Below are 23,763 nucleotides of genomic sequence, written 5' to 3'. Positions count from 1 at the left end.
CCTGTGAAGCAGATAATCGCATGCCTGTTGCTTCTTGTGTTTGCCGCAAGCGCGGCACATGCCGAACGAAGAGTAGCTCTCGTAATAGGGAATTCCGGCTACGCGAATGTCGCGGAGCTGAAGAACCCCTACAATGATGCCAAGGGCATGTCGGACAAGCTGACGGACCTCGGATTCGATGTTGTCACAGGTCTCGACCTGAGCTTGAGGGACATGCGCCAGACCGTGCGCGAGTTCATCAAGAAGCTCGATAACGCAGACCTTGCCCTGTTCTTCTATGCTGGCCATGGCATCCAGGTGAACGGCGAGAATTATCTCGTCCCGGTCGACGCCGAACTCAGCACCCATCTCGACCTTGATTTCGAGGCCCTGCCCGCAAATCTCGTACTCAATGCCATGGAGCAGAGCACGAAGGTCAACCTTGTCTTTCTGGATGCTTGCCGGAACAACCCGTTTACGGAAAACCTTGCCCGGTCCATGGGGACGCGCTCAAGCGCAGTCGGTCGTGGCCTTGCAAAGATCGGCTCCGGTGTCGGCTCCCTGGTGTCCTTCGCCACCCAGCCGGGCAATGTCGCGCTTGACGGCGATGGCGAGAACAGCCCGTTTACAACTGCCCTGATCAAGCATCTCGGCACGCCCGGTCAGGATATCACCCGCGACCTGGTAATGGTGCGCCGGGACGTTCTGGAAGCCACCAAGGGCCAGCAGGTTCCCTGGGACAATTCTTCACTGACTGGCGAAGTCATTCTCAAACAGCTTGAGATGGTGCAGCCCGTCGAACCGGAAAAGCCGGCGATCAACCCGCAAATCGAACTGGCCTACTGGGATTCCATCAAATCCGGCGAATCTATTGCCTACTTCGAAACCTACCTGACCCGATATCCCGAGGGCCAGTTCGCGGATATCGCCAAGATCCGGATCGATGAGCTCAAGAGTCGCAGCGAGGCAGAAGCTGCCCGCAACGCGAAGCCCGACACCTCCGCTGAAATCGCTTTCTGGCAATCAATTCAGAACGCCACCCGGCCGGAAATGTATGAAACCTATCTGGAGCAATATCCGGACGGGATCTACGCCAAGCTGGCAAGGCTGAATATATCGTCACTGCAACAGCAGGCGGAAGCGGCAGCTACTGCCGCCGCTGCGGCACAGGCAGCCAAGGCTGCGGATGCCTCTAACAGCACGCCCCCTGTGCAGGAGATAACCGTCTCTGCCCTGCCTCAGCAAGAAACAGTATCAACCGCGCCCGCATCGTCAGTCACACCTTCAACCAGTAGCCGGTCACTCTCGCCTGAAGAACTCGCCACAGCAATGCAAACCGAATTGAACCGTCTCGGGTGTTCGGTTGGTCGTGTTGATGGTGATTGGGGCAACCGTAGCCGGCAAGCTTTGAGGATCTTCAGCCGCGAAGCAGGTGTCGATCTTGCCTCGCTCGACCCGGACCCTTCAATTCTAGACCGCCTGAAACAATCGACAGGCCGTGTGTGCCCGCTGACATGTGGTCGAAATCAGGAATTGAAGAACGGCAAGTGCATCGCCGTTCGGCAGGAAGCCCCCTCCAAATCGAACGAGAAGTCAAACTCCACTAAGACAGTACAATCAAGTGGTGCTTGCCCCGCCAATCCGACGGCATCTTCCAGAAGGCTGGTTCATTTCAACAACCGGCAGATCACTGCGACCATTACACACCCTTGCGGTCGCCAAGTGACATGCAATCGCAACCTCAAATCAGGCACACAGCCGACTTGTTTCTGGAGGTAAGGTCGAGCTTTTGAAACGGAATCTGACAGCAGCTCAAGCAGCGGCTGTCACCTGAAGGCCGCTGTTCTTCACCAATAGCCGGGCCTCGAGACGTGCAACGTCGATGGCGAAACGGCGCAGGAACGCGGTCACGTCTTCGTCCGCCCCCAAGGCGCCGTCCTGCATTTCGGAAAGCAGTGTTTCCGTTAGCATGCGGGCTTCGTCCAACGCCAGATCATAGGTGAAGTCGGCGTCTGCCTGCCGGGCAATGTCGATGGCCAGCAGAAAGGCCTGGTGAGCCCGCAGAGGCAAACCGGCCTTGCGGAGCATCGCCTGCAGCGCCGACCGGCGAACCGTCACCAGAAGCTTGCACAGCCTCGGCAGCGGCACCTGGCCAAGGTTGGCAAGAGCGGCAGCGAAAAACCGCAAGCGCCCACAGCAGACCGCGCGCAGCAGCAACCGGGTGGTCAGCTTGCCATTGATACGAAGATGCTCGACGAATTCCGGCAGATCGTCTGCACCGGCTTCGAGAGCCAGCCGCAGCACGACCTTGTCTTCCGCGTCGCTCAGGAAAGTATGACGCTGGTTTTCCGGAACGCGCTCCAGCACGATCGGATGATCATCCAGATTCTGCGCGAGCCGCATCAGCAACTGATAGCGCGTGATCAGCGGCAGGTCCCGGGTTTTCAGAAGCTGGTCGCAGAGGTCCGGCCGGTCTTCGAATCTTTGCGCGATACGCAGAAGGGAGGATTGCAGGATGCGGGCGCTTCTGTTTACCAAAAGCTGTCTGCAGGCCTGCTCGCATCCGACCTCACAGATGGCGGCGCAGACAGAAGCCGGCAGTCCCTCGCGCGAAGCGATGGCGCATTGAACGGCATCGCTGCCTTCGGCAAGAAGATCGACCAGTTCGACATCCGTCAATATGGGAGAGTGCTTGAGAACCGGCAAAGCCACTTCGTCGACATCACTTGCGAGGCAGCGGACGACGTGACCGGGAGCGTAGGCGCTTGGCGCGAGCAGGCTCGCTATCGCCTTGCGGACGGCGCGGCTGGGATCGTCGAGAAGAATCGTCAAGGCTGCAGCCATGCTGGTCTGTTCCTGGCTGCCTGGTTCGGCTGCCAAATAACGTTCCGCGAATTCTTCCGCGGCCCGTATATCCAAGGTGCGCTCGTCAACTTCGTTCAGAGGGTGAAAGTCATGTGCGTTCATGGCGGTAAAACAATCTTCCCAAGAGTCGAGTGTGAGTCTGACATCAAAGGCTTAACGATCGGTTCACCATAATTTTGCCAGGTCCTCTGGCGAATGCCCGCCTTTCCCGATGGTGGCGGACATGAGGCTTCAGGCTTTCAGCCGGGTCTTTCAACTGCCCATGCTCAAGCCGGTGGCAGCAGGTCCTTTTGTTCCTCTTCTGCCTTCAGGCGCAGGAAACGCGTCAGGTCCAGCGGCCCGCCCTGATTAACCAGCGCCAGTTCCTGTGCCTGCACCTGATTGGAGGCTCCGGACAGAGCGCTGACAAGAGCAGCTTCTTCCACAGCGGCGAAAGCCGAAGCAAAGCGCGGGTTGACGCCTGCCTGGTTCGAAGCCGCGTCATTGCGGAACAGAGCCTCGAAAGGATTGGCTGTTTCCGTCGCCTGGAAGGCCGACAGAACCCTGTTGCTTGCATCGAAATCCTCACCGTCAACGGCTGCTTCGCGGGTATTTTGCGGCATCGGACGGTCCGGGGTCACAGACCCGACGCTTTCTTCCAGGAAAGCTGCGCTTGCCGTTGTGGTTGCCCCCTGCCCTGACGTGCGCTCAGGCAGCGGCACATCCGTCTTTGCCAATTGAAACAGTTCGCCCTGAGGCAATTGAGGGCCTGTGTTGTCAGCTCTCGCGATCTGGCCCGGGCCGGCGGGTTTCGTCCGCATTGCGAAGGCGGCTGCCGGGTCTCCTGCCAGATGATCGAAGGATTTCTGGTTGATTGTCGCAGCCCCGTCCGCAGGCTTTGCATTCGGCAGCGTCGCGACCTGCGTGAGTTCTCCCGACGTCCGCAGGTCCTTGTTGGTGCTGGCCTGCGCAATCATCGTGACGGCATCGTGCTTGGAAACGATAACCTCGTAAACCTCCTGCATCGAGCGAGCCTTGCCGTTCGAATGATAGAAGATCGGTTTGTTGGCGCGTGCCTGAGCGGAAAAAACCTTGTCGGCTCGCATGTCCGGGCTGGCACCGGCGGCATCAATCAACCTGCTTGCGCCATTGGCACCAAGAAAATGAGCCATATAGAGCTCGCCGTCGCTCGGTTCGCGCCCGATTCTGCGTTCCAGGTACTGGGAATTCTTCTGTGTGAGCGCCCCTGCCATCATGGACGAGATTTCCGGATCCTTCCGAAGGTCGAGAATCTCCCGTCGCATTTGCGGGTCGCTTACATAGAACTTTCCGCTCTTGGAGCGTTGAATCTGATCGGAGTATTTTTCAAGACCGTGTTTTGGACCAGCTTCCTTCATTGTCTCCAGCCAGGTGGATTCAATGAATTGGAACAACCCGGTGGCGCTGGATGTTCTGGCCTTTGCCGTTGGGTTGAATGACGATTCCCGCGCAGCTGTCTTCACCAGGTAGTCGAATGACGTACCCGTTGAAGTACTCGCAGACTGAAACGCAAGCTCGATCCTAGACGCGATCGAGGCGGTGTCAGCAACTCGCATGACCCTGTCTCCTCGACGGAACCAAATTATCACTTCGTTAACTTTCAGCGTTAACTTTCACGCCCAAAAGGTTAACAAAACCTTAACAACACACAGGTGGGGATCTAAGCAACTACAGGCGAGTCTTTTTTCTTTTGTGCCTGGTCAGAACTACTTATGTCGAAAGCCGGTTATGTGGACATACAAGAGGCTACCGGCCATTTCCTTTGGAAAAACGCACCAGGAAAAACATCGACTACTACATTCGAATAACGCCGTTTTCCATGAGTCGGCAAGTCACAATAAAAGGGCGCCGACTTTGCCGGCGCCCTTATCGGTCATAATCGTTCGGATAATCGTTAAACTTTGGGCCGGCCCATCTGGAACACCTCGTTCACCACGGCGTAGTCCATGTAGCCAAGCCGGGATAGCGGCTTGTAGAGCGTTACATCCACCTTCCCGTCGACAATAACACTTTCATCGATGTGGACACCGACAACCTGACCGAAAACGACGTAGCTGTCAGTGTCGTCTCCTGTCAGCGTCTTCAATCGCAGGGTTTGAAGGTGCTTGCACTCCAGCGCGGTGATGGCCTTTGCAACGCGAGGCGCTTTCACCAGCCTTGAGGCAGCCATCTCCAATCCGGCCAGATCGAACTCGGAGATCTCATGTGCAACGGAGGCGGAGGTCTGGTTCATCTCGTCCTTGAGGCCGAGGTTCGCCATGTTGCAGACGAACTCCCCTGTCGCGTCGATGTTGGAGACGCTGTCCTTGTAGCCGGTGGAAGAGAACATCACGATCGGCGGTGTATCGCAGACCGCGTTGAAGAAACTGTAGGGCGCAAGGTTGGCCTTGCCGTCCTTGTCGAGTGTGGAGATCCAGCCAATGGGCCGGGGTGCGACAATAGCCTTGAACGGGTTATGCGGCAGGCCGTGGTCGTTTTTTTCCGTTTCGTAGAACATGGGTCAGTCGGTCTCTGTCCAGGTGGATACAATATCGGCAAGGTCGGGGCGCGGACGCTCGAAAGGTGGCTGTGTCGGAGTTCCGATATGTACGAACCCCGCAAACCGCTCTCCGTCGCGCGCGCCAAGGTAACGGGCAGCATCTTCATCGAAGGCAAACCATTCGGACAACCACTGTGACGCGAAACCTGATGCAGCCGCGGCTGTCAGCAGGTTCATGCAGACGGCGCCGGCGGAAAGCTCCTGTTCCCAGACCGGAATTTTTGGATGCTCGGCCGCCTGGCTGAGAACACCGATCACCAATGGTGCACGGGTGAAGCGGGTCAGTTCCTTCTGGCGCTGCTCGCCATCGAGCGGACCGTTGAGTGCTTCATACCGGTCCGCCAGCCAGGCACCGATCGTGCGTCCCTGTTCCGGCCTGTAGAGAACGAAACGCCAGGGTGCCAGCTTGCCATGGTCGGGCACGCGCGCTGCAATGGTCAGAATGTCGTTGATCTGATCTTCGCTCGGCCCCGGGGCTGACATGGTAACGGAGGGGTGAGAGCGCCGCTGTCGCAGAAAGTCCAGAGTTGCCGGCGATCCGGCGCTGTTACTCGGCATGAAGAGATCCTGTCGGCCTGTTGCAATCGTACGATCCACCTAATTCATTGACCGTAATTGTCAACTTTGATCGCGGCGTCTTGAATTTGCCCAATTTCCGGGCGCATTAAGAGACAACGCTGCAGTGCGGTGAATCTCGGGAAAATCGTCCTTGGCCCGTGATCGGTCAGATTGCACCGAGAATTCGAAAAAACGCACTGGAAACAGAAACATAGTCGTTACCCTGCATCCGGTGCACTTGCACCAGGCAAACCGGACCGGATCTCCAAGGTCAGTTTCGGGTGACGAATGCCTCAAAAGACTGGTAAAAGTCTGCGAGTCAAAATGATAACGACGTAGGCATGGTGAATTCAGCCCCCCTCTCCGGCCAATCGGCTTTGAAGCGTGCAGTCAGATGCACTGCATTTTCGATAATGCTGAGCGCCGTCCTTTCGATGGGCCTTGCTCCTGCGACCTTGGCGCAGACATCTGACGTACCGCCGACCCCTGCGGAAAAACCGGACCCGAACGCACCGTCTGCTGTCCCTGAAGATCCCATCATCAACCTGCTCGACCGCGAGCCGGAACCCCTCTTCTCCGATACGCTTGTCCCCTATGCTCCAGCCAGGGCATCATCCCCGGGTATCAAGGGCGGCTTGCGGCAGGGCGCTCTCTACCTGATGGCAAAGCTGACGCCCGACAGCCCTCCCCTGAACGAAGGGCTCATCTGGCGGATCTATTCGGAAACGACCAATGCCGACGGGCGCCTGCAACTTGTTGCAACGTCTCAAGGTGGTGATGCCGAATTCCGGCTCGACCCGGGCACCTACCTGATTCACACCGCCTACGGCTTCTCCCAGGCAACCAACCGCATCGTCATCGGCAAGGAAGTCCAGTCGAAGATGGTGACGCTCAATGCGGGCGGCATCAAATTCGGCGCAGCTCTCAAGGATGGTGAAGACCTCGACGGGCGCGCCGTGGCCTTCGATCTTTATGGCATGGAGTTCAATCAGCGCGGCGAACGCAACCTGATTGCCAGCAACGTCAAGCCGGGCTCCATTCTCCGTCTCAGCGCCAACACCTATCATGTGGTCAGCAAATACGGCGATGTGAACGCGGTCGTCCGGGCCGATATCCAGGTGCTGCCGGGCAAGCTCACCGAAGCGACGATCTTCCACAAGGCAGCCGGCATTACGCTCAAACTGGTCAACGAACGTGGCGGCGAAGCAATTGCCAACACGACCTGGTCCGTCCTGAGCCCGGGAGGTGACGTCGTGGTAGAGGCGACTGGCGCCTTCCCTGATTTCGTGCTGGCAGAAGGCGAATATGAAGCCCTCGCCCGCAACAATGGCCGCACCTACCTGCACACATTCCAGGTGGAACCGGGTGAAGATCGGGAAGTTGAAGTGGTCACTTCCATCAGCGAACTGGCCAGCCAGCAGCAGTCCAGCATCAACAACTGACCTGCGCCGTGTTCCCGGCGACTTTACGATCTGACTGGGTAGCGACGTCTAACGCCGCCGGCCGAGCAAACGCCGGGTCCGTGTGGGTGGCGCCATCTCCATAACCTTGGTCTGCAGGAAATCCATGATCTCCTTCTGATCGCCAAATCCCGAAAGCGTTTCGAACGGGATTGCCCTGCCCGCGCGTGCGGTCATCACTGAACCGAGGATACGGCGGAACTCACGCACAAGCAGCGCGAGACGAAGGGTCAGCGAGTATTTGCTGACCAGGTGGAACAGCCAGGAATTCTGCCCGTCGAAATAAAGCGGGAGAACAGTCGCCCTTGAGGATCGGATCATTTTTGCCGTGAAGGTCTTCCAGGGCAGTTCTTCCGCACGGCCGAATGGCTTGGCAGCCGTCGCCACGCCACCACCTGGAAAAACAATGATGGTCGTGCCTTCCTGCAGCAGGCGCAGCGCCTCCTTGCGAGTGGCCATATTGGTCTTGAGCGCTTCCTTGGTTTCCTCGAAATCGACCGGCAGCGAAAACGGCCGGACTTCCGGTACCTTCAGCAACTCGTTGTTGATCAGGATCTTGAACGGGCGGCCAAGCTTTTCCGCGAGTGCCAGGATCGCAAGACCATCGCCAATGCCGTAAGGATGATTGGCGACAAGCACCAGTGGACCTTCCGGCAGATCCTTCGGCGGCCATTCGCCATCTGCAACCGAAACGTTGAGGTTGATCAGGCCGAGGAGGTCGTTCCAGATATAGTCGGACGTGCCGACCATCGTTTCCTTCCACACCTCGTAGATGTTGACCAGCTTTCGCCGGCCGGAGAGACCTTCAATGGTGCGGATGGTCCAACGCTTCAGCGGTGGATGCTCAGGATTGGCATAACTGAATTCAGCGTAGTTCACGGCAGTCGTCTTGACCCTGATGAAACGGTAGCAAATCCGGAACCCAATACCAGACACCCTGTTTCATGATTGTGACAGAACATTGCCCTGATGCCAGGGCAATGTGCAAGCTGTCAGATTTTCCCTTAATGCCAGGGAAAACCTTACTTCAGGTCTGGCGGCGTCGCTTCTTCAACGAACGCTGCAATCGCCTCGTCGAGGCCCATCGGGGTCTGGTCCTTGGAACCGAGACGGCGAACGTTCACGGTCCGCTCTTCGGCTTCACGCATGCCGCACACGATGATCACCGGCACCTTGGCCAGCGAGTGTTCGCGGACCTTGTAGTTGATCTTCTCATTGCGGAAATCGGTCTCGACCTTGAGGCCTTTCGCCTTGAGCAGATCCGCTACTTCCTGGCCGTAATCATCGGCTTCCGAAGTGATCGTTGCCACCACGATCTGCAGCGGTGCAAACCAAAGCGGGAAGTGACCGGCGAAGTTCTCGATCAGGATACCCAGGAACCGTTCCATGGACCCGCAGATCGCGCGGTGGATCATCACCGGTGTCTTCTTCTCGCCGTCCTTGTCGACGTAGAAGGCACCAAAGCGTTCCGGCAGGTTGAAGTCGACCTGCGTCGTGCCGCACTGCCATTCACGGCCGATGGCATCACGCAGGGTATACTCGAACTTCGGACCGTAGAAAGCACCCTCACCCGGCAGGATGTCGGTCTTCACCCGGCCGCCCGACTGGGCTTCGATCTGCTTCAGCACATCGGACATGATCGCTTCGGCATGATCCCATGCCTCGTCGGTGCCGACGCGCTTTTCCGGACGGGTGGACAGTTTCACCACGATCTCGTCGAAGCCGAAGTCTTCATACACCGACAGGATCAGGTCGTTGATCTTGAGACACTCATCCGCCATCTGCTCTTCGGTACAGAACACATGGGCATCGTCCTGGGTGAAGCCGCGCACGCGCATCAGACCGTGAAGTGCACCAGACGGTTCGTAGCGGTGCACCGCACCGAACTCGGCAAGGCGCATCGGCAGATCGCGGTAGCTCTTCAGCCCGTGCTTGAAGATCTGCACGTGACCGGGGCAGTTCATCGGCTTCAGCGCGAAGACACGCTCGTCCTCGGCTTCCGGATCGGCACACTGCACGGAGAACATGTTCTCCTTGTACCAGGTCCAGTGACCGGAGGTTTCCCAAAGCGACGTGTGCAGCACCTGCGGTGCGTTCACTTCCTTGTAGGTGTCCTTCAGAACCCGGCGCTTGTAGGCGATCAGGCTCTGGAACATGTCCCAGCCTTTCGGGTGCCAGAAGACAACACCCGGGCCTTCTTCCTGGAAATGGAACAGGTCCATTTCCCGGCCCAGCTTGCGGTGGTCGCGCTTTTCGGCCTCTTCCAGCATGTGAAGGTAGGCCTTGAGCTCCTTCTCGCTGTGCCACGCCGTTGCGTAGATGCGGGTCAGCATTTCGTTGTTGCTGTCGCCGCGCCAGTAGGCGCCGGCCACCTTCATCAGCTTGAAGGCATCGCCGATCTGCCGGGTGGAGACCATATGCGGACCGCGGCACAGGTCCAGCCACTGGCCCTGCTTGTAGATCTTGAGTTCCTGATCTTCCGGAATCGCATCAACGAGCTCGACCTTGTAGTCCTCGCCCTTGGCTGCGAAATAGCGCTTCGCTTCGTCGCGGCTCCACACTTCCTTGGTGAACTGTGCACCGCGGCCGATGATCTCGCGCATCTTCTTTTCGATGACCGGCAGCTCTTCCGGCGTGAACGGCCAGTCGGCGCCCGTGTCCGGGTGAACGCGCTTGAAGTCGTAGTAAAAGCCGTTTTCGATCACCGGACCGATGGTCACCTGGGTACCGGGCCACAGCTCCTGCACGGCTTCGGCCATGACATGGGCCGCATCGTGACGGATCAGTTCAAGGGCGCGCGGGTCGTCGCGGGTGACGATCTCGATCTGGTGATTGCCGCTGATCGGGTCGGTGAGATCTTTCAGTTCCCCGTCGAGAGCCATTGCCACGGCCTTTTTGGCCAGCGACTTGGAAATGCCTTCGGCGACGGCGAGACCGGTGGTGCCTGCCGCGTATTCGCGCACGGAATTGTCGGGGAAAGTAAGTTCAATCATCGGTTTTCTCCTGCTCACTCCTGCAGACAAGGCAGGTAAGCTGTTCAAAGGAAATGGAACGGGCCGGGCATACGGGATTCAAACTAATCCGGCAACCTTTTCCGAAGCATTTCCCTTGATTTGGCCGGTGGTGTTGCCCTAGCGCGCCTCCAGGCGGCGTACGAACCAGCGGATAAGCTGATCCCAGACAGCGTCCTTTTCGGCAAGATCCTCAACCCCGTGATCAAGATTGGGATTGTCGTTGATCTCGATGACCACCACCCGCTCGCCAATCACTTTCAGATCGACGCCGTAAAGACCATCACCGATAAGCCGCGCCGCCCGAACCGCGATATCGATCACTGCGGGCGGTGTTTCGGCCATGGAAACCGTCTTGAACCCGCCTTCGACGGCCTTCTTGCCGGTCTCGTGCCGCACGATCTGCCAGTGTTTCTTGGCCATCAGATACTGGCAGGCAAACAGCGGCTCTCCGTCCAGCACACCGATGCGCCAGTCGAAGTCCGTCGGGCAGTATTCCTGCGCAAGCAGGATGGCGCTTTCCTGGAAAAGCTCTTTCAGCTTTTCCTTGATGGGTTCAGCGCCCGTCACCCGGAACACGCCGCGGCTAAAGGAACCGTCGGGGATCTTCAGAACGATCGGCGAGCCGAGCTTGGCTTCCAGATCACCCGCCTCCTTCAGGGAAGACAGGACGATGGTCTTGGGCGTCGCGATGCCATGACTTGCCAGAAGCTCGGTCAGATAGACCTTGTTGGTACAGCGGATCATCGACACCGGATCGTCAATCACCGGCATGCCTTCCTGCACGGCGCGCCGGGCGAAACGGTAGGTGTGATTGTCGATGTTGGTGGTCTCGCGAATGAACAGCGCATCGTATTGCGCCAGCTTGTCGAGATCACCCTTGCCGATCGGCACGACTTCAACCCCGTGGCGCGCCGCCACCTTGGCCATGTGCTTCAGAGAGGCGATGGAGGATGGCGGCAACTCTTCCTTGGGATCGGACAGAACAGCCATGGCATACTTCATCAGTGCGCGCTGTTTCGGCGCCCGCCAGGGGCGTGTCGTATAGCTTTCCACCGCTGCCAGAAATTGCGCGCGCTCTTCCGCCACAAGGTCATTTACCGCCAGCACCCGGATCCGCTTGATGCTGCGCCATTCGCCCTCTTCCAGCAGCACCTCCAGCACTGGCGCGCGGAACCAGTCGAATAGCAGCCGCGCGAATGGCTCAAGCGCGGGGTCACCAACCTGGCCGAGATAGATCAGCAGCCGAGAGACCGCACCAGCAGCCTCCGGTGCCATCTTGCGGAGGCAGCGGTTCAGCCGGTCTTCAAGCTCCGGCAAGGCATGCTGATAGAGTTGCTTGCGGGACAGTTCGATCATCGTCTCGACAACCGGCACCACGCGGTGCTGGCGCGCTTCAGCCAGAAGCGACGCGTAATAGCCTGCCCCCTGATAAGCGTAGGAGCGCGAAAGATTGAGAATGGTCGGCTTGGCACCGGTAAACAGTTTCGGGTGCGTCAGATACTCCCGCACGGTCATGACCTTGTGCGGCGTTTCCGTGTTGGAGAGGTCTTTGAGGTTGTCGACCAGAATGACCCAGGAAGACATTGGATCAGGCGTCCTTTCGTATCAGGATTTGGGCACGTACCGCGCTGCGGCCCCAGCGGGCCATGCGGTCGAATTCGGCAAAGGGAATGGGAAGATTGGCAGCATCTGCCGGACTTTCATGGCGCTCGCGCTCAAGCCACGGGTCATGAATGATGAGGTGGCGATCGTCCGCGTCATGCACAAGCACCCAATGTGGCACTTTCTGACCGAACATGCGGTAGCCGGAAATGAGCACGATCGCGAGAGTGCCGGCTGAAATCTCGGTCGCCAGTGCTGTTGCTTCCAAGGGGTTTTCCGAACGGGCAACACCAAGCTGCGCGGCTTCCGAGCGGTAGCCTTCCTGTACCAGGGTCAGAACCTTGCGCTTTTCCGGGTTCCGAACCGAATTGAGAAACAGGAGTTCGTCGGGAAACAGCCTGACCTCGACCGAAAGCCCGCGCCGTGCAAGCGCATTGGCCAGGCCGAAGGGACCGCAGCCGCCATGACCGGAGGCCAGATAGATCGTCGTTGCCTCCCGCCAGAGGGTGAGTTCCGTCAAGGGCTCAGCCGGAACCGACCGGTCGAAATGCCGGGCCGCCATCAGTGCACAGGCCGGGCCGCAGGTGAATTCGGTTGTCTGCGAGTAATAAGGCGCGTTGCCGGTGCCCAGCACCGGACCATGGAGCAGCTTTTCCATGCGCAACGCTGCGCAGCCATCCTCGTAATAGGCCTCTACCCTGCCCAGCATCCGGTAGCCGCTACGCTGATAGAGTGCGATGGCCGCCTCGTTGTCCGCACGCACTTCAAGCCGCAGCACAATGCGATCGCTGTCGAAGGCGGCAACTTCGGACGCTTCCAGCAGCTTTGCGCCAAGCCCCTGCCCCCGGCAGGCCGGATCCACAGCAAGCGAATAGAGCCGCGCCAGCGCGGTTGCCTGGCGCAAGAGCAGCAGCGCGTACCCAACCAACCCGTCTGCGCCGATTGCGACCAAAACGCGAGCGCGAGGGCTCTCCAGAAATCGCCGGAAGCTTCGCCGGGAAATGCGATCGCCGACGAAGGCGGCGTTTTCAATGCGAAACAGCTCGGCGAGATCGCCGGGCTCGGCAGTGCGGATGAGAATATCCCCGGTTTCGGCCTGGGGCGAAGCCTTGTCCATGGTGCCTTGAAAGACCCAAAGGCCGGTGCGCCGCACCCGGTCTCCATCCAACATTGGCGACGGTCCTGAGGCAGATTCGAGACTGCACGGACCGGTCGGCGGCCTTTGCGGAATACACCGATTTGCAGGTGCTGTCTTTGAGAATTTTCGTTGCGGCAACACATTTTGCATTCAGGCCTTAACGGCCCGGAAACGCAGGACTCAAGAGGCCTTCTCAGCCACAGCCAAAGGCGGCGGACGGCGGCGGATCGGCTGGGATTTGACAATCGAGGTGCTGGTTTCCGCCTTGTCCGAAATCCGGTCCAGAATTCCGTCGAGCTGATCGATGGAAGGAATGGCAAGACGGGCGACGAAACAGTCTTCTCCCGTGACCTTGTCGCACTCGCAAAACTCGGGAATTTCCTGAATGAGTTGCTGCACAATATGCAGCTTTCCAGGCAGCGGTCGAATGCGCACGATCGCCTGCAGACTGTATCCAAGCACCTTCGGATCAATATCCACGGTAAAGCCGCGAATGACGCCGCGCTCCTGCAGACGGCGGATCCGCTCCGAAACACCGGGCGACGACAATCCCACGTGAGTGGCCAGGTCTTTCAACGACATGCGCGCGTCGTCAATCAAGGCTTCAACGATCTTGATATCCGTCTCATCCATTTTCATTTCGAAATACCAATCGGCAGATAAGCTTACATTTCACAAAACAATACCAGCTTCAGCTGATTTATCAAAAGTACTCGCGTCCATCTCCTTGGCAGAATGAAGGCCATCCTGAAACGCTTGGAGGCAAAAATGGACAAGACATTGCGCGGCGCCACCGAAATGACCGCCGCCATGACCATTCTGGGAACGATAGGACTTTTCGTGGTCCTCTCCGGCCAAGGCGCCATCGACGTTGTGTTCTGGCGCTGCGCCTTCGGTGCGTTGGCGCTGCTTGTCATCTGTTCTGCCCAGGGTCTACTCCGCCGGCACCTGACCTGGAAGAAACTGGCCGTTGCCGCCATAGGGGGCGTTGCCATCGTCGTGAACTGGGCAATGCTCTTCACTGCCTATTCCGAGGCATCCATCGGCGTGGCAACCGCTGTCTACAATACCCAGCCGTTCATCCTGGTCGGCTTCGGCATTCTGTTTCTGGGAGAACGGATCACCGTCAACAAGCTCGGCTGGCTGGTCATTGCCTTTGCCGGTGTCCTGCTGATCGTCCAGGCAAAACCCGGCGCTGTCGAATATGCCGGTTCAAATTATGCACTCGGTATAGCACTCTCGCTCGGCGCTGCCTTTTTCTGGGCTGTCGCGGCCCTGCTGACCAAGAAGCTGACGGGAACGCCTCCACAGCTGATCGCGCTGGTACAGGTCTGTGTCGGCATCCTGATGCTTGCCCCCTTTGTCAGTTGGAACGCTCTGCCGGAAGGTACAATGGCCTGGGGCTCGCTTGTCACGCTTGGCGCCGTTCACACGGGGTTGATGTACATCCTCATGTATGGCGCAGTGCAGAAGCTGCCGACCTATCTGCAAGGTGCCTTTTCCTTCATTTATCCGGTGGTGGCGATCCTTGTCGACTATGTTGCCTTCGGCCATCAGCTGAAACCGCTGCAGCTTGTCGGAGCGGCTGCGATCATCATTGCCGCGATGGGTATGACCTTCGGCTGGCGGCTGCTTCGGCGCAAGGCCACGGCCTCTCCATCATAGGGCCGAAGCAGCCTTCGCCCTGTCTTTTCCGGCCTTCGAAAGCGCGGCGTCGCGAAGCTGTTTGGCAACCGCTTCCGCGCCGCCGCGTGTTTCCCGGATCATCGCCAGATCCTCTTCTTCGCTCCGGTTCATCGGGGCAATGGCAAGATCGGAATACGTCCGCCTGTCGGGCGATGCCTTGACCCTCCGGTAGATCCGGTAAACCCGCCAGACGGCAGATAGATAGACCCAATGTTTGGCGACGATTTCGGCAAGATACCGCGGATAGAACACCAGCGGATTTTCAAGCGGCAGCCCGCCGCGTCGGTCTGTGCGGAATTTCAGGCGGAAATAACCGCCCTCAAGCGGATGAACGCCTTCGCATTCGACCATCAGCTTGAACCACATCATCAGGAACAATTTGTTGCCCGGACGCCCCTTGCGATGCGCCGCGGCTCTGCGCAACACCGTTTCGATGTGGCCATCCGAATAGTAGCTTGCCCAGGCCTGCCGGTAGGCCTCCTCCCAATCCTCATCGCTCATTTTCGGGTGATGGCTCACCCGGTGATTGAGATCGTACTTGTTGAGGTCTGGATCCATCCAGATGCCTTTGCTTAACAGCACCTTGTGATCTTCGGATCCCGGAAGCGGCGTCAGATAAAAGAACTCGAGCAGATCGAGCGGAAGCTCCTTTTTGATGATCTCGACATCATGCAGGACCGACTTCTTGGTATCGCCCGGAAAACCGATGATGTAACCGGCATAGGTGGTTGCCCCGTGGGCTCGCCATTTCTGCAGCATCTCCCGGTATTCGGTGATCTTGTTCTGCCGCTTCTTTGCGGCCATGAGATTGTCCGGATTGATGTTTTCCAGCCCGATGAAGACCCGGTTGACCCCTGCCCTCGTCGCTTTCTCGATGAAACCGTCAATCCGGTGACAGAGCGTGTCCACCTGGATGATGAACTTGATGTCGAAACTCTCCTGCTCCCTAAGCTGGATCAAGCGGTCGAACAGCGGCTCCCATTCCCGGTTGCGGGCGAAATTGTCGTCGGTGATGAAAAAACGGTCGATCCCCTGTGCAACGTTGTCGCGAATGATCTGCTCCAGATCGTCGGCGGAACGAAACCGGCTCTTGCGACCTTGCACGTTGATGATGGTGCAGAAGGAACACTGGAAAGGGCAACCGCGGCCAAGATCGAAGCTGGAATGCGATCCGGCCGTGAAGCGAATGTGCTGGGTGGGCAGGATCGGGGTCGGCTCCCCCTCCAGCGACGGCAAGTCCGCCATGAAATTGTAAAGCGGCTTCAGATCGTCAGAAAAGGCATCTCGGAAGACATCGTCCAACCGCCCGTCCTCGGCCTCGCCGGCAAAATAGACGACACCTTCCTTTTGCAACCGAACCATCTCTTCCGGCATTTCATCCAGCATGGATATGCAGCCGGAGACATGAAATCCGCCGATGGCAACCGGCAGACCAAGACCTAGAAACCTGCGGGCAAGGTCGGTCGCCCGGGGAAACTGGTTGGACTGAACCCCGACCAGCGCAATAAGCGTAGATCCACCTGCCTGCCGGATCTGCCGGGCAATCTTTTCCGGACGAACCCGCTTGTTGGTTTCATCAAAGGTATGAAGATGGATGCGGACATCCTTCCCAAGAACCTGACGGTTACGAGCTGCTTCTGCGAGCCCGTTCAGGCTGGCGAGCGTGTTGGAAGGAATTGCGGAGCGAAGCCACTGGATCGGATAACCGTCGTCGTCGTAATGGGTCGGCTTGATCATCACGAAATGGAAGTCGCGTCCGCTCATTCTTCCCTCCGCCTTCTGGCATGAGAGGCAAGCGTTGCACCAACCTGACGTTAGGTCAACAACGGATCGGATGAGCGATTAGTCCAGACGATGTTCCGGCGGGATGTGCTTGCCGGTCCAATGACCGTAACGCCAGGGCAAAAACCAGTGCGCATTGGGCGGCAAGGTGTCGGGAACCGGGTCAAAACCGGACGCACCCCAGGGATTACACCGAAGAACCCGGGACAGGCCAACCCACCCCCCGGCCCAAAAGCCGAAGCGGCGAATGGATTGCTCGGTGTAATCGGAGCAAGTTGGCGCGTAGCGGCAGGTGCGCCCCATGAAGAGCGACACGGAATGGCGGTAAAGCCAGATAAGCCCAATCGCTGCATATCCGACTGGTGACAATCGGCCATCCGGCTTTCGCGGTTCGTTATGGAGAGAACACATGGGGCGCCGAACCGCGGTCACGCGACCGCGCTGTCTTCCTTGGCTTTCGCCTCGATCTGGTCGAGCGCGTCGACAACGGCATCAAATGTCAGAAGCGTGGAGGCATGGCGCGCCTTGTATTCGCGGACCGGTTCCAGAAACTTCAGGTCTTCGAAGCGGCCTGTGGGTGCCTCGCCGCCTTCCTTCAACATGGCACGCATGGTCCGTTGCACTTCGCGCAACTCATCTGCGCGCGCGCCGATGATATTTCGAGCCATGATTGACGAAGACGCCTGGCCAAGCGCGCAGGCTTTGACGTCGTGAGCAAAATCCGTGACGACGCCGTTCTTCATGGAAAGATCGACAATGACGGTGGAGCCACACAATTTGGAATGAGCTTTTGCGCTTGCGTCCGGATGCTCGAGACGGCCGATCCGCGGAATATTTCCGGCGAATTCGAGGATCTTCGCGTTATAAATGTCGTCGAGCATAACTCGCCTCTTCGTGAATGCCTGTGATGCGCGACACATTGATGGCGCACTGCTTTCATATATATACATCAGACGCCACGGCAAATTCGCAAGGGGCAGAGTGGTCGCAGTTGGTCTTTCGCATGACGTTTGCACGCTAGAAACCGGCTCCTCCCGCTCAGAAACTGTGCGTTCGCTTTTTGCCTGGAGTATGATAAGGGTCCGCGGCTTGAAAAGCCCGAACCTTCTGATCTGTGCACCAGCGGGCGCCGTATGACGAGTGACAAGGGTTAAATTGCGAGGATCCCCATGGACGCTGTCCTCAAGCCGGTAGAAAAAACCTTCGAAAGAAAGTCGCCGGATCAGTTGCATCGGCCAAGCCGTGAAGAAGCGGAAGCTGCAGTGCGCACGCTTCTGGCCTGGACCGGCGACGACCCGGACCGCGAAGGTCTGGTGGAAACACCGAAGCGCGTGGTCAAGGCACTGAGCCAGCTTTACAGTGGCTACTTCGAAGATCCGGCAGAGCATCTTGCAAGGACGTTCGAAGATGTTGGCGGCTACAAGGATATCGTCCTTGTGCGCGGCATCCCGTTCCATTCCCATTGCGAACACCACATGCTGCCTTTCATCGGCGAAGCTCATATCGCCTATTACCCGGCAGAAGGCGTCGTTGGACTTTCCAAACTGGCACGCGTTGTCGACATCTACGCCAAGCGTCTGCAAACGCAGGAAAACTTGACTGCGCAGATCGCATCGGTCATTGACGACGCTCTGGCCCCGCGTGGCCTGGCCGTGATGCTGGAAGCCGAACACCAGTGCATGACCATGCGCGGTGTCCAGAAACCCGGTGTCTCCACGATCACCACCCAGTTTACCGGCGTATTCCAGGACGATCCCGCCGAACAGGCGAAATTCATGTCACTGGTACGCGGCAAGGGTCTCTGACTTTTCAGCCCTTGCGTTATCAATGACGACAAGGGCTTTCCTCCCATGTGCAATACCCACCTGACTGAGCGCGGCGACAAGGCAACGGTTGAAAACGGCGATCTGATGATGCCGAAGTTTGACCGGGACGGCCTGATTGTGGCTGTCGTCACCGATGTGGCGTCAGGCGAAGTGCTCATGGTTGGCTACATGAATGCAGAGGCCCTGAAGCGGACGATCGAGACCGGCGAGGCCTGGTACTGGAGCCGTTCGCGCCAGAGCTTCTGGAAGAAGGGCGAAACCTCCGGCCAGATCCAGACCGTGCATGAAATCCTGACCGATTGCGACCAGGACGCCCTGATCCTGAAGGTTTCGGTTGCCGGCAATGGCGCAACCTGCCACGTCGGATATCGCTCCTGTTTCTACAGAAAAACCGTGAAGAGCGACGACGGAACGGTGCGTCTGGAACGCGTGGAAACCGATCGGGTTTACGATCCCGACGTAGTTTATGGCAAGAGTTGAGCCTGGCCTCCAGGGCCAGCAACCTTCTCGGCAGCCCTGCTGCAAGTCATTGAAACATATTAAGTTGCGAATTTTTGAAACAAACTTTTAAGTAGTATCACGTATATCTCAATCCCCTCTCTTGCGCCTAAGTTTTCATCAGGCGCGAACAACAAGATCAACACCCCGTGCCTGATTCCCTATCGACCGCAAGCTGAGGGAGAGGCTATGGCGGACAATACTGTTCCAAGCAAACGGGACGAACGGATTGCGTTCATCCTGTTGGCCGTTTTGCTTGCCCCGGCGCTTTCAGTCGCAATTGTTGGCGGCTACGGCTTTATCGTCTGGATGTCACAGCTGGTCCTTGGGCCGCCGACGGGCTGATGCAATGTCACCCGACCCTCATTTTTCGGCCAGCCGCAGAGCATTCCTGAAACTGCCCAGCCAACCGGAGATCCAGAGACTTCGCCCACCCTGGACGGACGAAGCCCTTGTTGCCGCGCGTTGCACAAGCTGTAACGCCTGCAGCGAAGCTTGCCCCGAATCCATCTTGAGGCCGGACGACACCGGGCGGCCGGAAGTTGTCTTCGACGGCGGCGAATGTACTTTCTGCGGCAAATGCGCAGACGCCTGCGCACAGGACGTCTTTGACACGAAGCGCACACCGGCCTGGCCGATCAAGGCTGAATTTCAGCCGGGTTGCCTGCAGGATCATGGCATTGCCTGCCAGGTGTGCCGGGATATCTGCCCCACTTCGGCAATTCGAATAGATCTCACCAAACGCCCCTTTGGCCGGCTTCGCATCGAAACAGATGCCTGCACGGGCTGCGGAGCCTGTCTCCCAGTCTGTCCGCAGGATGCACTGGCCATTGTCCATCCCAAAGAGGATGACCAGACAGCATGAGCACAACAGTCCACATAGCCAGTCTTCTCGTTCATGCACGAACAGAGGCGATATCCGATGTCGAGCGGGATGTTCTCGCTCTCGGCGGCGCCGAGATCGCCCATTCCGATGATCAGGGACGCCTGATCGTGACACTGGAAACCGCGAACGAAGCGGAAATCGTACAGGCCCTCACGGATATCCAGCTGCTCACCGGCGTTGTGAGCGCATCCCTTGTTTACCACCAGACAGACGGTGCGCCCGAGGCGGCACCGACCTCCCTTCAAGGAGACACACAATGAGCGGAATAAGCAGACGTGATGTCATCAAGGCGCAGGCTGTGGCGGCCGCCGCCGCGGCAGCGGGACTACCCGTGCCTGCGGCCGCACAGAACCTTGTCACCCATGCGCATCTGACCGACCTGAAGTGGTCCAAGGCTGCCTGCCGCTTCTGCGGCACCGGCTGTTCCATCATGGTCGCGACCAAGGCAGGACGCGTGGTGGCGACACACGGCGACGCTGAAGCGGAGGTGAACCGGGGTCTCAACTGCGTCAAGGGCTACTTCCTGTCGAAGATCATGTACGGCAAGGACAGGCTGACGACACCTCTCCTGCGCAAGAAGAACGGCAAGTTCGACAAGGACGGCGACTTCGAACCGGTATCCTGGGACGAAGCGTTCGACATCATGGCGGAGAAATGGAAGGCGACACTGAAGGCCAAGGGCCCGAAGGCTGTCGGCATGTTCGGCTCGGGCCAATGGACGGTCTGGGAGGGGTATGCGGCTTCCAAGCTGATGAAGGCCGGCTTCCGATCCAACAATATCGACCCCAATGCTCGCCACTGCATGGCGTCAGCGGTCGTCGGGTTCATCCGTGCCTTCGGCATTGACGAGCCCATGGGCTGCTACGACGACTTTGAAAACGCCGACGCCTTTGTGCTCTGGGGCTCCAACATGGCCGAGATGCACCCGATCCTGTGGACCAGGATCGCCGACCGGCGCCTCAGCCATCCCCATGTCAAGGTTGCCGTGCTTTCCACCTTCGAACATCGCAGCTTCGATCTGGCGGACATTCCCGGCGTATTCGTTCCCCAGACGGACCTGATCATCGCCAATTATATTGCGAACCACATCATCCAGTCCGGCGCGGTGAACGAGGAGTTCGTGTCAAACCACGTCAATTTCCGGAAGGGCGCACAGGACATCGGCTATGGCTTGCGACCGGAAAATCCGCTTGAAGCTGCTGCAGCGAATGCCGGCAGCGGCGATTCCGAGCCGATGTCTCTCGAGGAATTCGCCGAATTCGTGAAACCCTACACACTGGACTTCGCCGCGGAGAAGTCCGGAGTTTCAAGGGAGCGGCTTCAGCAGATCGCTGAGCTTTACGCAGATCCGGACACCAAGGTGATGTCCCTTTGGACCATGGGCGTCAACCAGCATACCCGCGGTGTGTGGATGAACAACCTCATCTACAACATCCACCTGTTGACCGGTAAAATTGCCCAGCCCGGCAATTCCCCCTTCTCCCTGACCGGCCAGCCGTCTGCCTGTGGCACCGCCCGCGAAGTCGGCACCTTCGCTCACCGCCTGCCTGCCGACCTCGTGGTTTCAAATCCGGAGCACCGGGCAACAGCCGAAAAGATCTGGAAGCTGCCGGCAGGAACCGTTCCTGAATGGATCGGTGCGCATGCCGTTCTGCAGAACCGGAAACTCAAGGACGGCGAAATCAACTGCTACTGGGTGCAGGTCAACAACAACATGCAGGCCGCCCCGAACATGATGGAAGAAGGCCTGCCAGGATATCGCAATCCGGAAAACTTCATCGTCGTTTCCGATGCCTACCCGACTGTGACGGCAGAAGCCGCCGACCTTGTGCTGCCAACCGCAATGTGGGTGGAAAAGGAAGGTGCCTACGGCAACGCCGAGCGCCGCACGCAGTTCTGGCACCAGCTCGTCGACGCACCGGAAGGGGCCATGTCCGACCTGTGGCAGCTGGTTGAGTTTTCCAAACGTTTCACAACAGACGAAGTCTGGCCGCCCGAGCTTCTGGCCGACAATCCCGATTACAAGGGAAAGACGCTGTACGAAGTTCTGTTCGAAAACGGCAATGTCAACGCCTTCCCCAACAGCGAGCGGGCGGAAGACTACGAAAACCGCGAATCCGACGAGTTCGGCTTCTACATCCAGAAAGGCCTGTTTGAGGAATACGCCCAGTTCGGCCGCGGACACGGCCACGATCTGGCGGATTTCGACACCTACCACCAGGTGCGCGGGCTCCGTTGGCCCGTGGTGGACGGCAAGGAAACCCGCTGGCGCTACAACGGCAAATACGACCCTTATGTGAAAGAGGGAGCCGCGTTCGATTTCTATGGGAAACCGGACGGCAAGGCGGTCGCTTTCGCCCTGCCCTTTGAACCGCCCGCGGAAAGCCCGGATGAGGAGTATCCCTTCTGGCTGTCCACCGGCCGGGTTCTGGAGCACTGGCACTCCGGATCGATGACGCAGCGCGTGCCTGAACTCTACAAGGCCGTGCCCGATGCCCTCTGCTACATGCATCCGGACGATGCCGAGGCTCTAGGCCTGAGGCGCGGTGCGGAAGTGCGCATCAAATCCAGACGTGGGGAAATTCTCACCCGCGTCGAAACCAGAGGCCGCAACAAACCGCCCAAGGGGCTGATTTTCGTGCCCTGGTTCGATGCCCGCCAGCTGATCAACAAGGTCACGCTGGACGCGACCGATCCGCTGTCGAAGCAGACCGATTTCAAGAAATGCGCCGTGCGCGTAGAAGCAGTGTGAGGTGAGCCATGAAACGCTTTGCAATCGGCCTTGCCTGCGCCGCCCTGTTGGTTGCCGCAGCTGCCGCAGCCGCCCAGGAACACATCGCCACCATGCGCCCCGCAACGCCGTTGGCGGAAAACGGGACGCCTGCCCCGATGCCAAAGCCGGTGAACTCCGACATTCGCCAGGTGCGGAACTATCCCGAGCAGCCACCGCTGATCCCTCACACGATCGAGGGCTATCAGATCGACAAGAACTCCAACAAGTGCCTGAGCTGTCACTCCCGTACAGCCATTGAAGTCAGCCAGGCGCCAATGGTGTCGATCACGCATTTCATGAACCGGGACAACCAGTTCCTGGCGTCCGTCACACCCCGGCGGTATTTCTGCAATCAGTGCCACGTGCCGCAGACCGACGCCCGGCCTCTGGTCGAGAACGACTTTGTCGATGTCGATGAAGTGCTCGAATATGTGAAATCCAAAGAGGGGGCAAAATGATGCTGGCCTTCCTCAAAAGGCTCTGGACCACCATCCGCCGCCCGAGCGTGCACTACAGCCTCGGCTTTCTGACCCTCGGCGGCTTCATCATGGGCATAATTTTCTGGGGTGGTTTCAACACCGCGCTGGAGTTGACCAATACTGAGAAGTTCTGCACGGGCTGTCACGAGATGCGCGACAACGTCTTTGCCGAGCTTAAAACGACAATCCACTACTCCAACCGCTCGGGCGTGAGAGCCACCTGCCCGGATTGTCATGTCCCCCATGAATGGACAGACAAGATCGCCCGCAAGATGCAGGCCTCAAAGGAGGTCTGGGGCAAGATCTTCGGAACGATCAATACGCGGGAAAAGTTTCTGGAACACCGGCTTGAACTGGCCCAGCACGAGTGGGCCCGGCTCAAGGCGAACAATTCGCTGGAGTGCCGCAACTGCCATTCCGCCGATTCCATGGACATAACCCGTCAGAGTGGAAGGGCCTCTGAGGCGCACCAACGCTTCCTGTTCACGGGTGAAAAGACCTGCATCGATTGCCACAAGGGCATCGCGCATCGCTTGCCGGACATGTCTCAGTCGGCATGGCACGGGGAAAAACCCGAAAAAATGCTGAAGGAAGCCACCGCGTTTCTGGCAACACGGCAAGATTGATAAATCACACGTCGAAACAAAAAGGCTGGCCTAC

General features: G+C 58.5%; 23 protein-coding genes. 11 read left to right on the top strand and 12 right to left on the bottom strand.

Annotation, left to right across the window (positions count from 1 at the left end):
* The first annotated feature begins 3 nt into the window (after positions 1 to 3).
* Positions 4 to 1,758 carry a caspase family protein gene (locus FIV05_RS18155; RefSeq protein WP_152510529.1) on the top strand — a complete coding sequence of 585 codons (1,755 nt, stop codon included), beginning with the start codon at positions 4 to 6 and terminating at the stop codon, positions 1,756 to 1,758.
* 33 nt (positions 1,759 to 1,791) lie between these two features.
* Here FIV05_RS18155 and FIV05_RS18150 read toward each other — a convergent pair whose 3' ends face one another.
* The 4 genes from FIV05_RS18150 to FIV05_RS18135 form a co-directional block, all read right to left on the bottom strand.
* Entirely contained in the window at positions 1,792 to 2,946 is a 1,155-nt protein-coding gene (locus FIV05_RS18150) for a DUF2336 domain-containing protein (RefSeq protein ID WP_152510528.1), read from the bottom strand.
* A 164-nt stretch (positions 2,947 to 3,110) separates the two neighbouring features.
* The gene (locus FIV05_RS18145; RefSeq protein WP_152510527.1) at positions 3,111 to 4,418 is read right to left on the bottom strand and encodes a transglycosylase SLT domain-containing protein; all 1,308 of its coding nucleotides are present in this window, start codon (positions 4,416 to 4,418) and stop codon (positions 3,111 to 3,113) included.
* Between the two features lie 338 nt (positions 4,419 to 4,756).
* Positions 4,757 to 5,359, bottom strand: a complete 603-nt coding sequence (locus FIV05_RS18140; protein ID WP_152510526.1) for a flavin reductase family protein — start codon at positions 5,357 to 5,359, stop codon at positions 4,757 to 4,759.
* Positions 5,360 to 5,362: 3 nt separating this feature from the next.
* Positions 5,363 to 5,884, bottom strand: a complete 522-nt coding sequence (locus FIV05_RS18135; protein ID WP_286202311.1) for a nitroreductase — start codon at positions 5,882 to 5,884, stop codon at positions 5,363 to 5,365.
* A gap of 488 nt (positions 5,885 to 6,372) precedes the next feature.
* On the opposite strand from FIV05_RS18135, the gene FIV05_RS18130 reads away from it, so the two are divergent.
* Entirely contained in the window at positions 6,373 to 7,401 is a 1,029-nt protein-coding gene (locus FIV05_RS18130; protein WP_152510524.1) for a hypothetical protein, read from the top strand.
* Between the two features lie 48 nt (positions 7,402 to 7,449).
* Here FIV05_RS18130 and FIV05_RS18125 read toward each other — a convergent pair whose 3' ends face one another.
* The 5 genes from FIV05_RS18125 to FIV05_RS18105 all read right to left on the bottom strand — a co-directional run bounded on the left by FIV05_RS18125 (position 7,450) and on the right by FIV05_RS18105 (position 13,806).
* A complete protein-coding gene (locus FIV05_RS18125; protein WP_152510523.1) occupies positions 7,450 to 8,298 on the bottom strand; it encodes a lysophospholipid acyltransferase family protein in 849 nt (282 codons plus the stop codon).
* 143 nt (positions 8,299 to 8,441) lie between these two features.
* Positions 8,442 to 10,412, bottom strand: coding sequence for a threonine--tRNA ligase (gene thrS, locus FIV05_RS18120; RefSeq protein WP_023001097.1), 1,971 nt, complete (start codon positions 10,410 to 10,412; stop codon positions 8,442 to 8,444).
* A gap of 138 nt (positions 10,413 to 10,550) precedes the next feature.
* Positions 10,551 to 12,017: a RimK family protein gene (locus FIV05_RS18115; RefSeq protein WP_152510522.1), complete on the bottom strand. Its 1,467-nt coding sequence runs from the start codon at positions 12,015 to 12,017 to the stop codon at positions 10,551 to 10,553.
* 4 nt (positions 12,018 to 12,021) lie between these two features.
* The gene (locus tag FIV05_RS18110; RefSeq protein WP_209009700.1) at positions 12,022 to 13,206 is read right to left on the bottom strand and encodes a peptidase C39 family protein; all 1,185 of its coding nucleotides are present in this window, start codon (positions 13,204 to 13,206) and stop codon (positions 12,022 to 12,024) included.
* Between the two features lie 147 nt (positions 13,207 to 13,353).
* A complete protein-coding gene (locus FIV05_RS18105; RefSeq protein WP_152506358.1) occupies positions 13,354 to 13,806 on the bottom strand; it encodes an Lrp/AsnC family transcriptional regulator in 453 nt (150 codons plus the stop codon).
* 135 nt (positions 13,807 to 13,941) lie between these two features.
* Here FIV05_RS18105 and FIV05_RS18100 point away from each other — a divergent pair, with 135 nt between their 5' ends.
* The gene (locus FIV05_RS18100; protein ID WP_075282470.1) at positions 13,942 to 14,838 is read left to right on the top strand and encodes a DMT family transporter; all 897 of its coding nucleotides are present in this window, start codon (positions 13,942 to 13,944) and stop codon (positions 14,836 to 14,838) included.
* Here the strand turns inward: FIV05_RS18100 and FIV05_RS18095 are convergent.
* The 3 genes from FIV05_RS18095 to FIV05_RS18085 all read right to left on the bottom strand — a co-directional run bounded on the left by FIV05_RS18095 (position 14,833) and on the right by FIV05_RS18085 (position 17,522).
* Positions 14,833 to 16,623 (bottom strand): radical SAM protein, encoded by a 1,791-nt coding sequence (locus FIV05_RS18095; RefSeq protein WP_152510521.1) that lies wholly within the window; start codon positions 16,621 to 16,623, stop codon positions 14,833 to 14,835. The genes FIV05_RS18100 and FIV05_RS18095 overlap by 6 nt on opposite strands.
* A gap of 78 nt (positions 16,624 to 16,701) precedes the next feature.
* Positions 16,702 to 17,010 carry a membrane protein insertion efficiency factor YidD gene (yidD, locus tag FIV05_RS18090; RefSeq protein WP_152510520.1) on the bottom strand — a complete coding sequence of 103 codons (309 nt, stop codon included), beginning with the start codon at positions 17,008 to 17,010 and terminating at the stop codon, positions 16,702 to 16,704.
* A gap of 59 nt (positions 17,011 to 17,069) precedes the next feature.
* A complete protein-coding gene (locus FIV05_RS18085; protein ID WP_152510519.1) occupies positions 17,070 to 17,522 on the bottom strand; it encodes an iron-sulfur cluster assembly scaffold protein in 453 nt (150 codons plus the stop codon).
* Between the two features lie 288 nt (positions 17,523 to 17,810).
* Between FIV05_RS18085 and folE the strand changes: the two genes are divergently transcribed.
* The 8 genes from folE (at position 17,811) to FIV05_RS18045 (ending at position 23,729) form a co-directional block, all read left to right on the top strand.
* Positions 17,811 to 18,446 carry a GTP cyclohydrolase I FolE gene (folE, locus tag FIV05_RS18080; RefSeq protein WP_023001090.1) on the top strand — a complete coding sequence of 212 codons (636 nt, stop codon included), beginning with the start codon at positions 17,811 to 17,813 and terminating at the stop codon, positions 18,444 to 18,446.
* Between the two features lie 45 nt (positions 18,447 to 18,491).
* Positions 18,492 to 18,947, top strand: a complete 456-nt coding sequence (gene hisI, locus FIV05_RS18075; RefSeq protein WP_152510518.1) for a phosphoribosyl-AMP cyclohydrolase — start codon at positions 18,492 to 18,494, stop codon at positions 18,945 to 18,947.
* A gap of 207 nt (positions 18,948 to 19,154) precedes the next feature.
* Complete coding sequence (gene napE / locus FIV05_RS18070; RefSeq protein WP_152510517.1) at positions 19,155 to 19,310, top strand: periplasmic nitrate reductase, NapE protein; 156 nt, start codon at positions 19,155 to 19,157, stop codon at positions 19,308 to 19,310.
* A gap of 4 nt (positions 19,311 to 19,314) precedes the next feature.
* Positions 19,315 to 19,830: a ferredoxin-type protein NapF gene (gene napF / locus FIV05_RS18065; RefSeq protein WP_152510516.1), complete on the top strand. Its 516-nt coding sequence runs from the start codon at positions 19,315 to 19,317 to the stop codon at positions 19,828 to 19,830.
* Positions 19,827 to 20,111 (top strand): chaperone NapD, encoded by a 285-nt coding sequence (locus FIV05_RS18060; RefSeq protein WP_152510515.1) that lies wholly within the window; start codon positions 19,827 to 19,829, stop codon positions 20,109 to 20,111. Before napF ends, FIV05_RS18060 begins: the two co-directional genes overlap by 4 nt.
* On the top strand, positions 20,108 to 22,603 hold the full coding sequence (gene napA / locus FIV05_RS18055; RefSeq protein WP_077292651.1) for a periplasmic nitrate reductase subunit alpha: 2,496 nt from the start codon (positions 20,108 to 20,110) through the stop codon (positions 22,601 to 22,603). The genes FIV05_RS18060 and napA overlap by 4 nt, the downstream gene beginning before the upstream one ends.
* Positions 22,604 to 22,611: 8 nt before the next feature.
* Positions 22,612 to 23,082, top strand: coding sequence for a nitrate reductase cytochrome c-type subunit (locus FIV05_RS18050; protein ID WP_023001084.1), 471 nt, complete (start codon positions 22,612 to 22,614; stop codon positions 23,080 to 23,082).
* Complete coding sequence (locus tag FIV05_RS18045; protein ID WP_031269311.1) at positions 23,082 to 23,729, top strand: cytochrome c3 family protein; 648 nt, start codon at positions 23,082 to 23,084, stop codon at positions 23,727 to 23,729. Before FIV05_RS18050 ends, FIV05_RS18045 begins: the two co-directional genes overlap by 1 nt.
* Positions 23,730 to 23,763 lie beyond the last annotated feature (34 nt).

Source organism: Labrenzia sp. THAF191a (assembly GCF_009363335.1).
GTDB lineage: Bacteria > Pseudomonadota > Alphaproteobacteria > Rhizobiales > Stappiaceae > Roseibium > Roseibium algicola.
The sequence above is the reverse complement of the archived record's forward strand: the minus strand, read 5'-3'. Positions and strand labels throughout refer to the sequence as shown.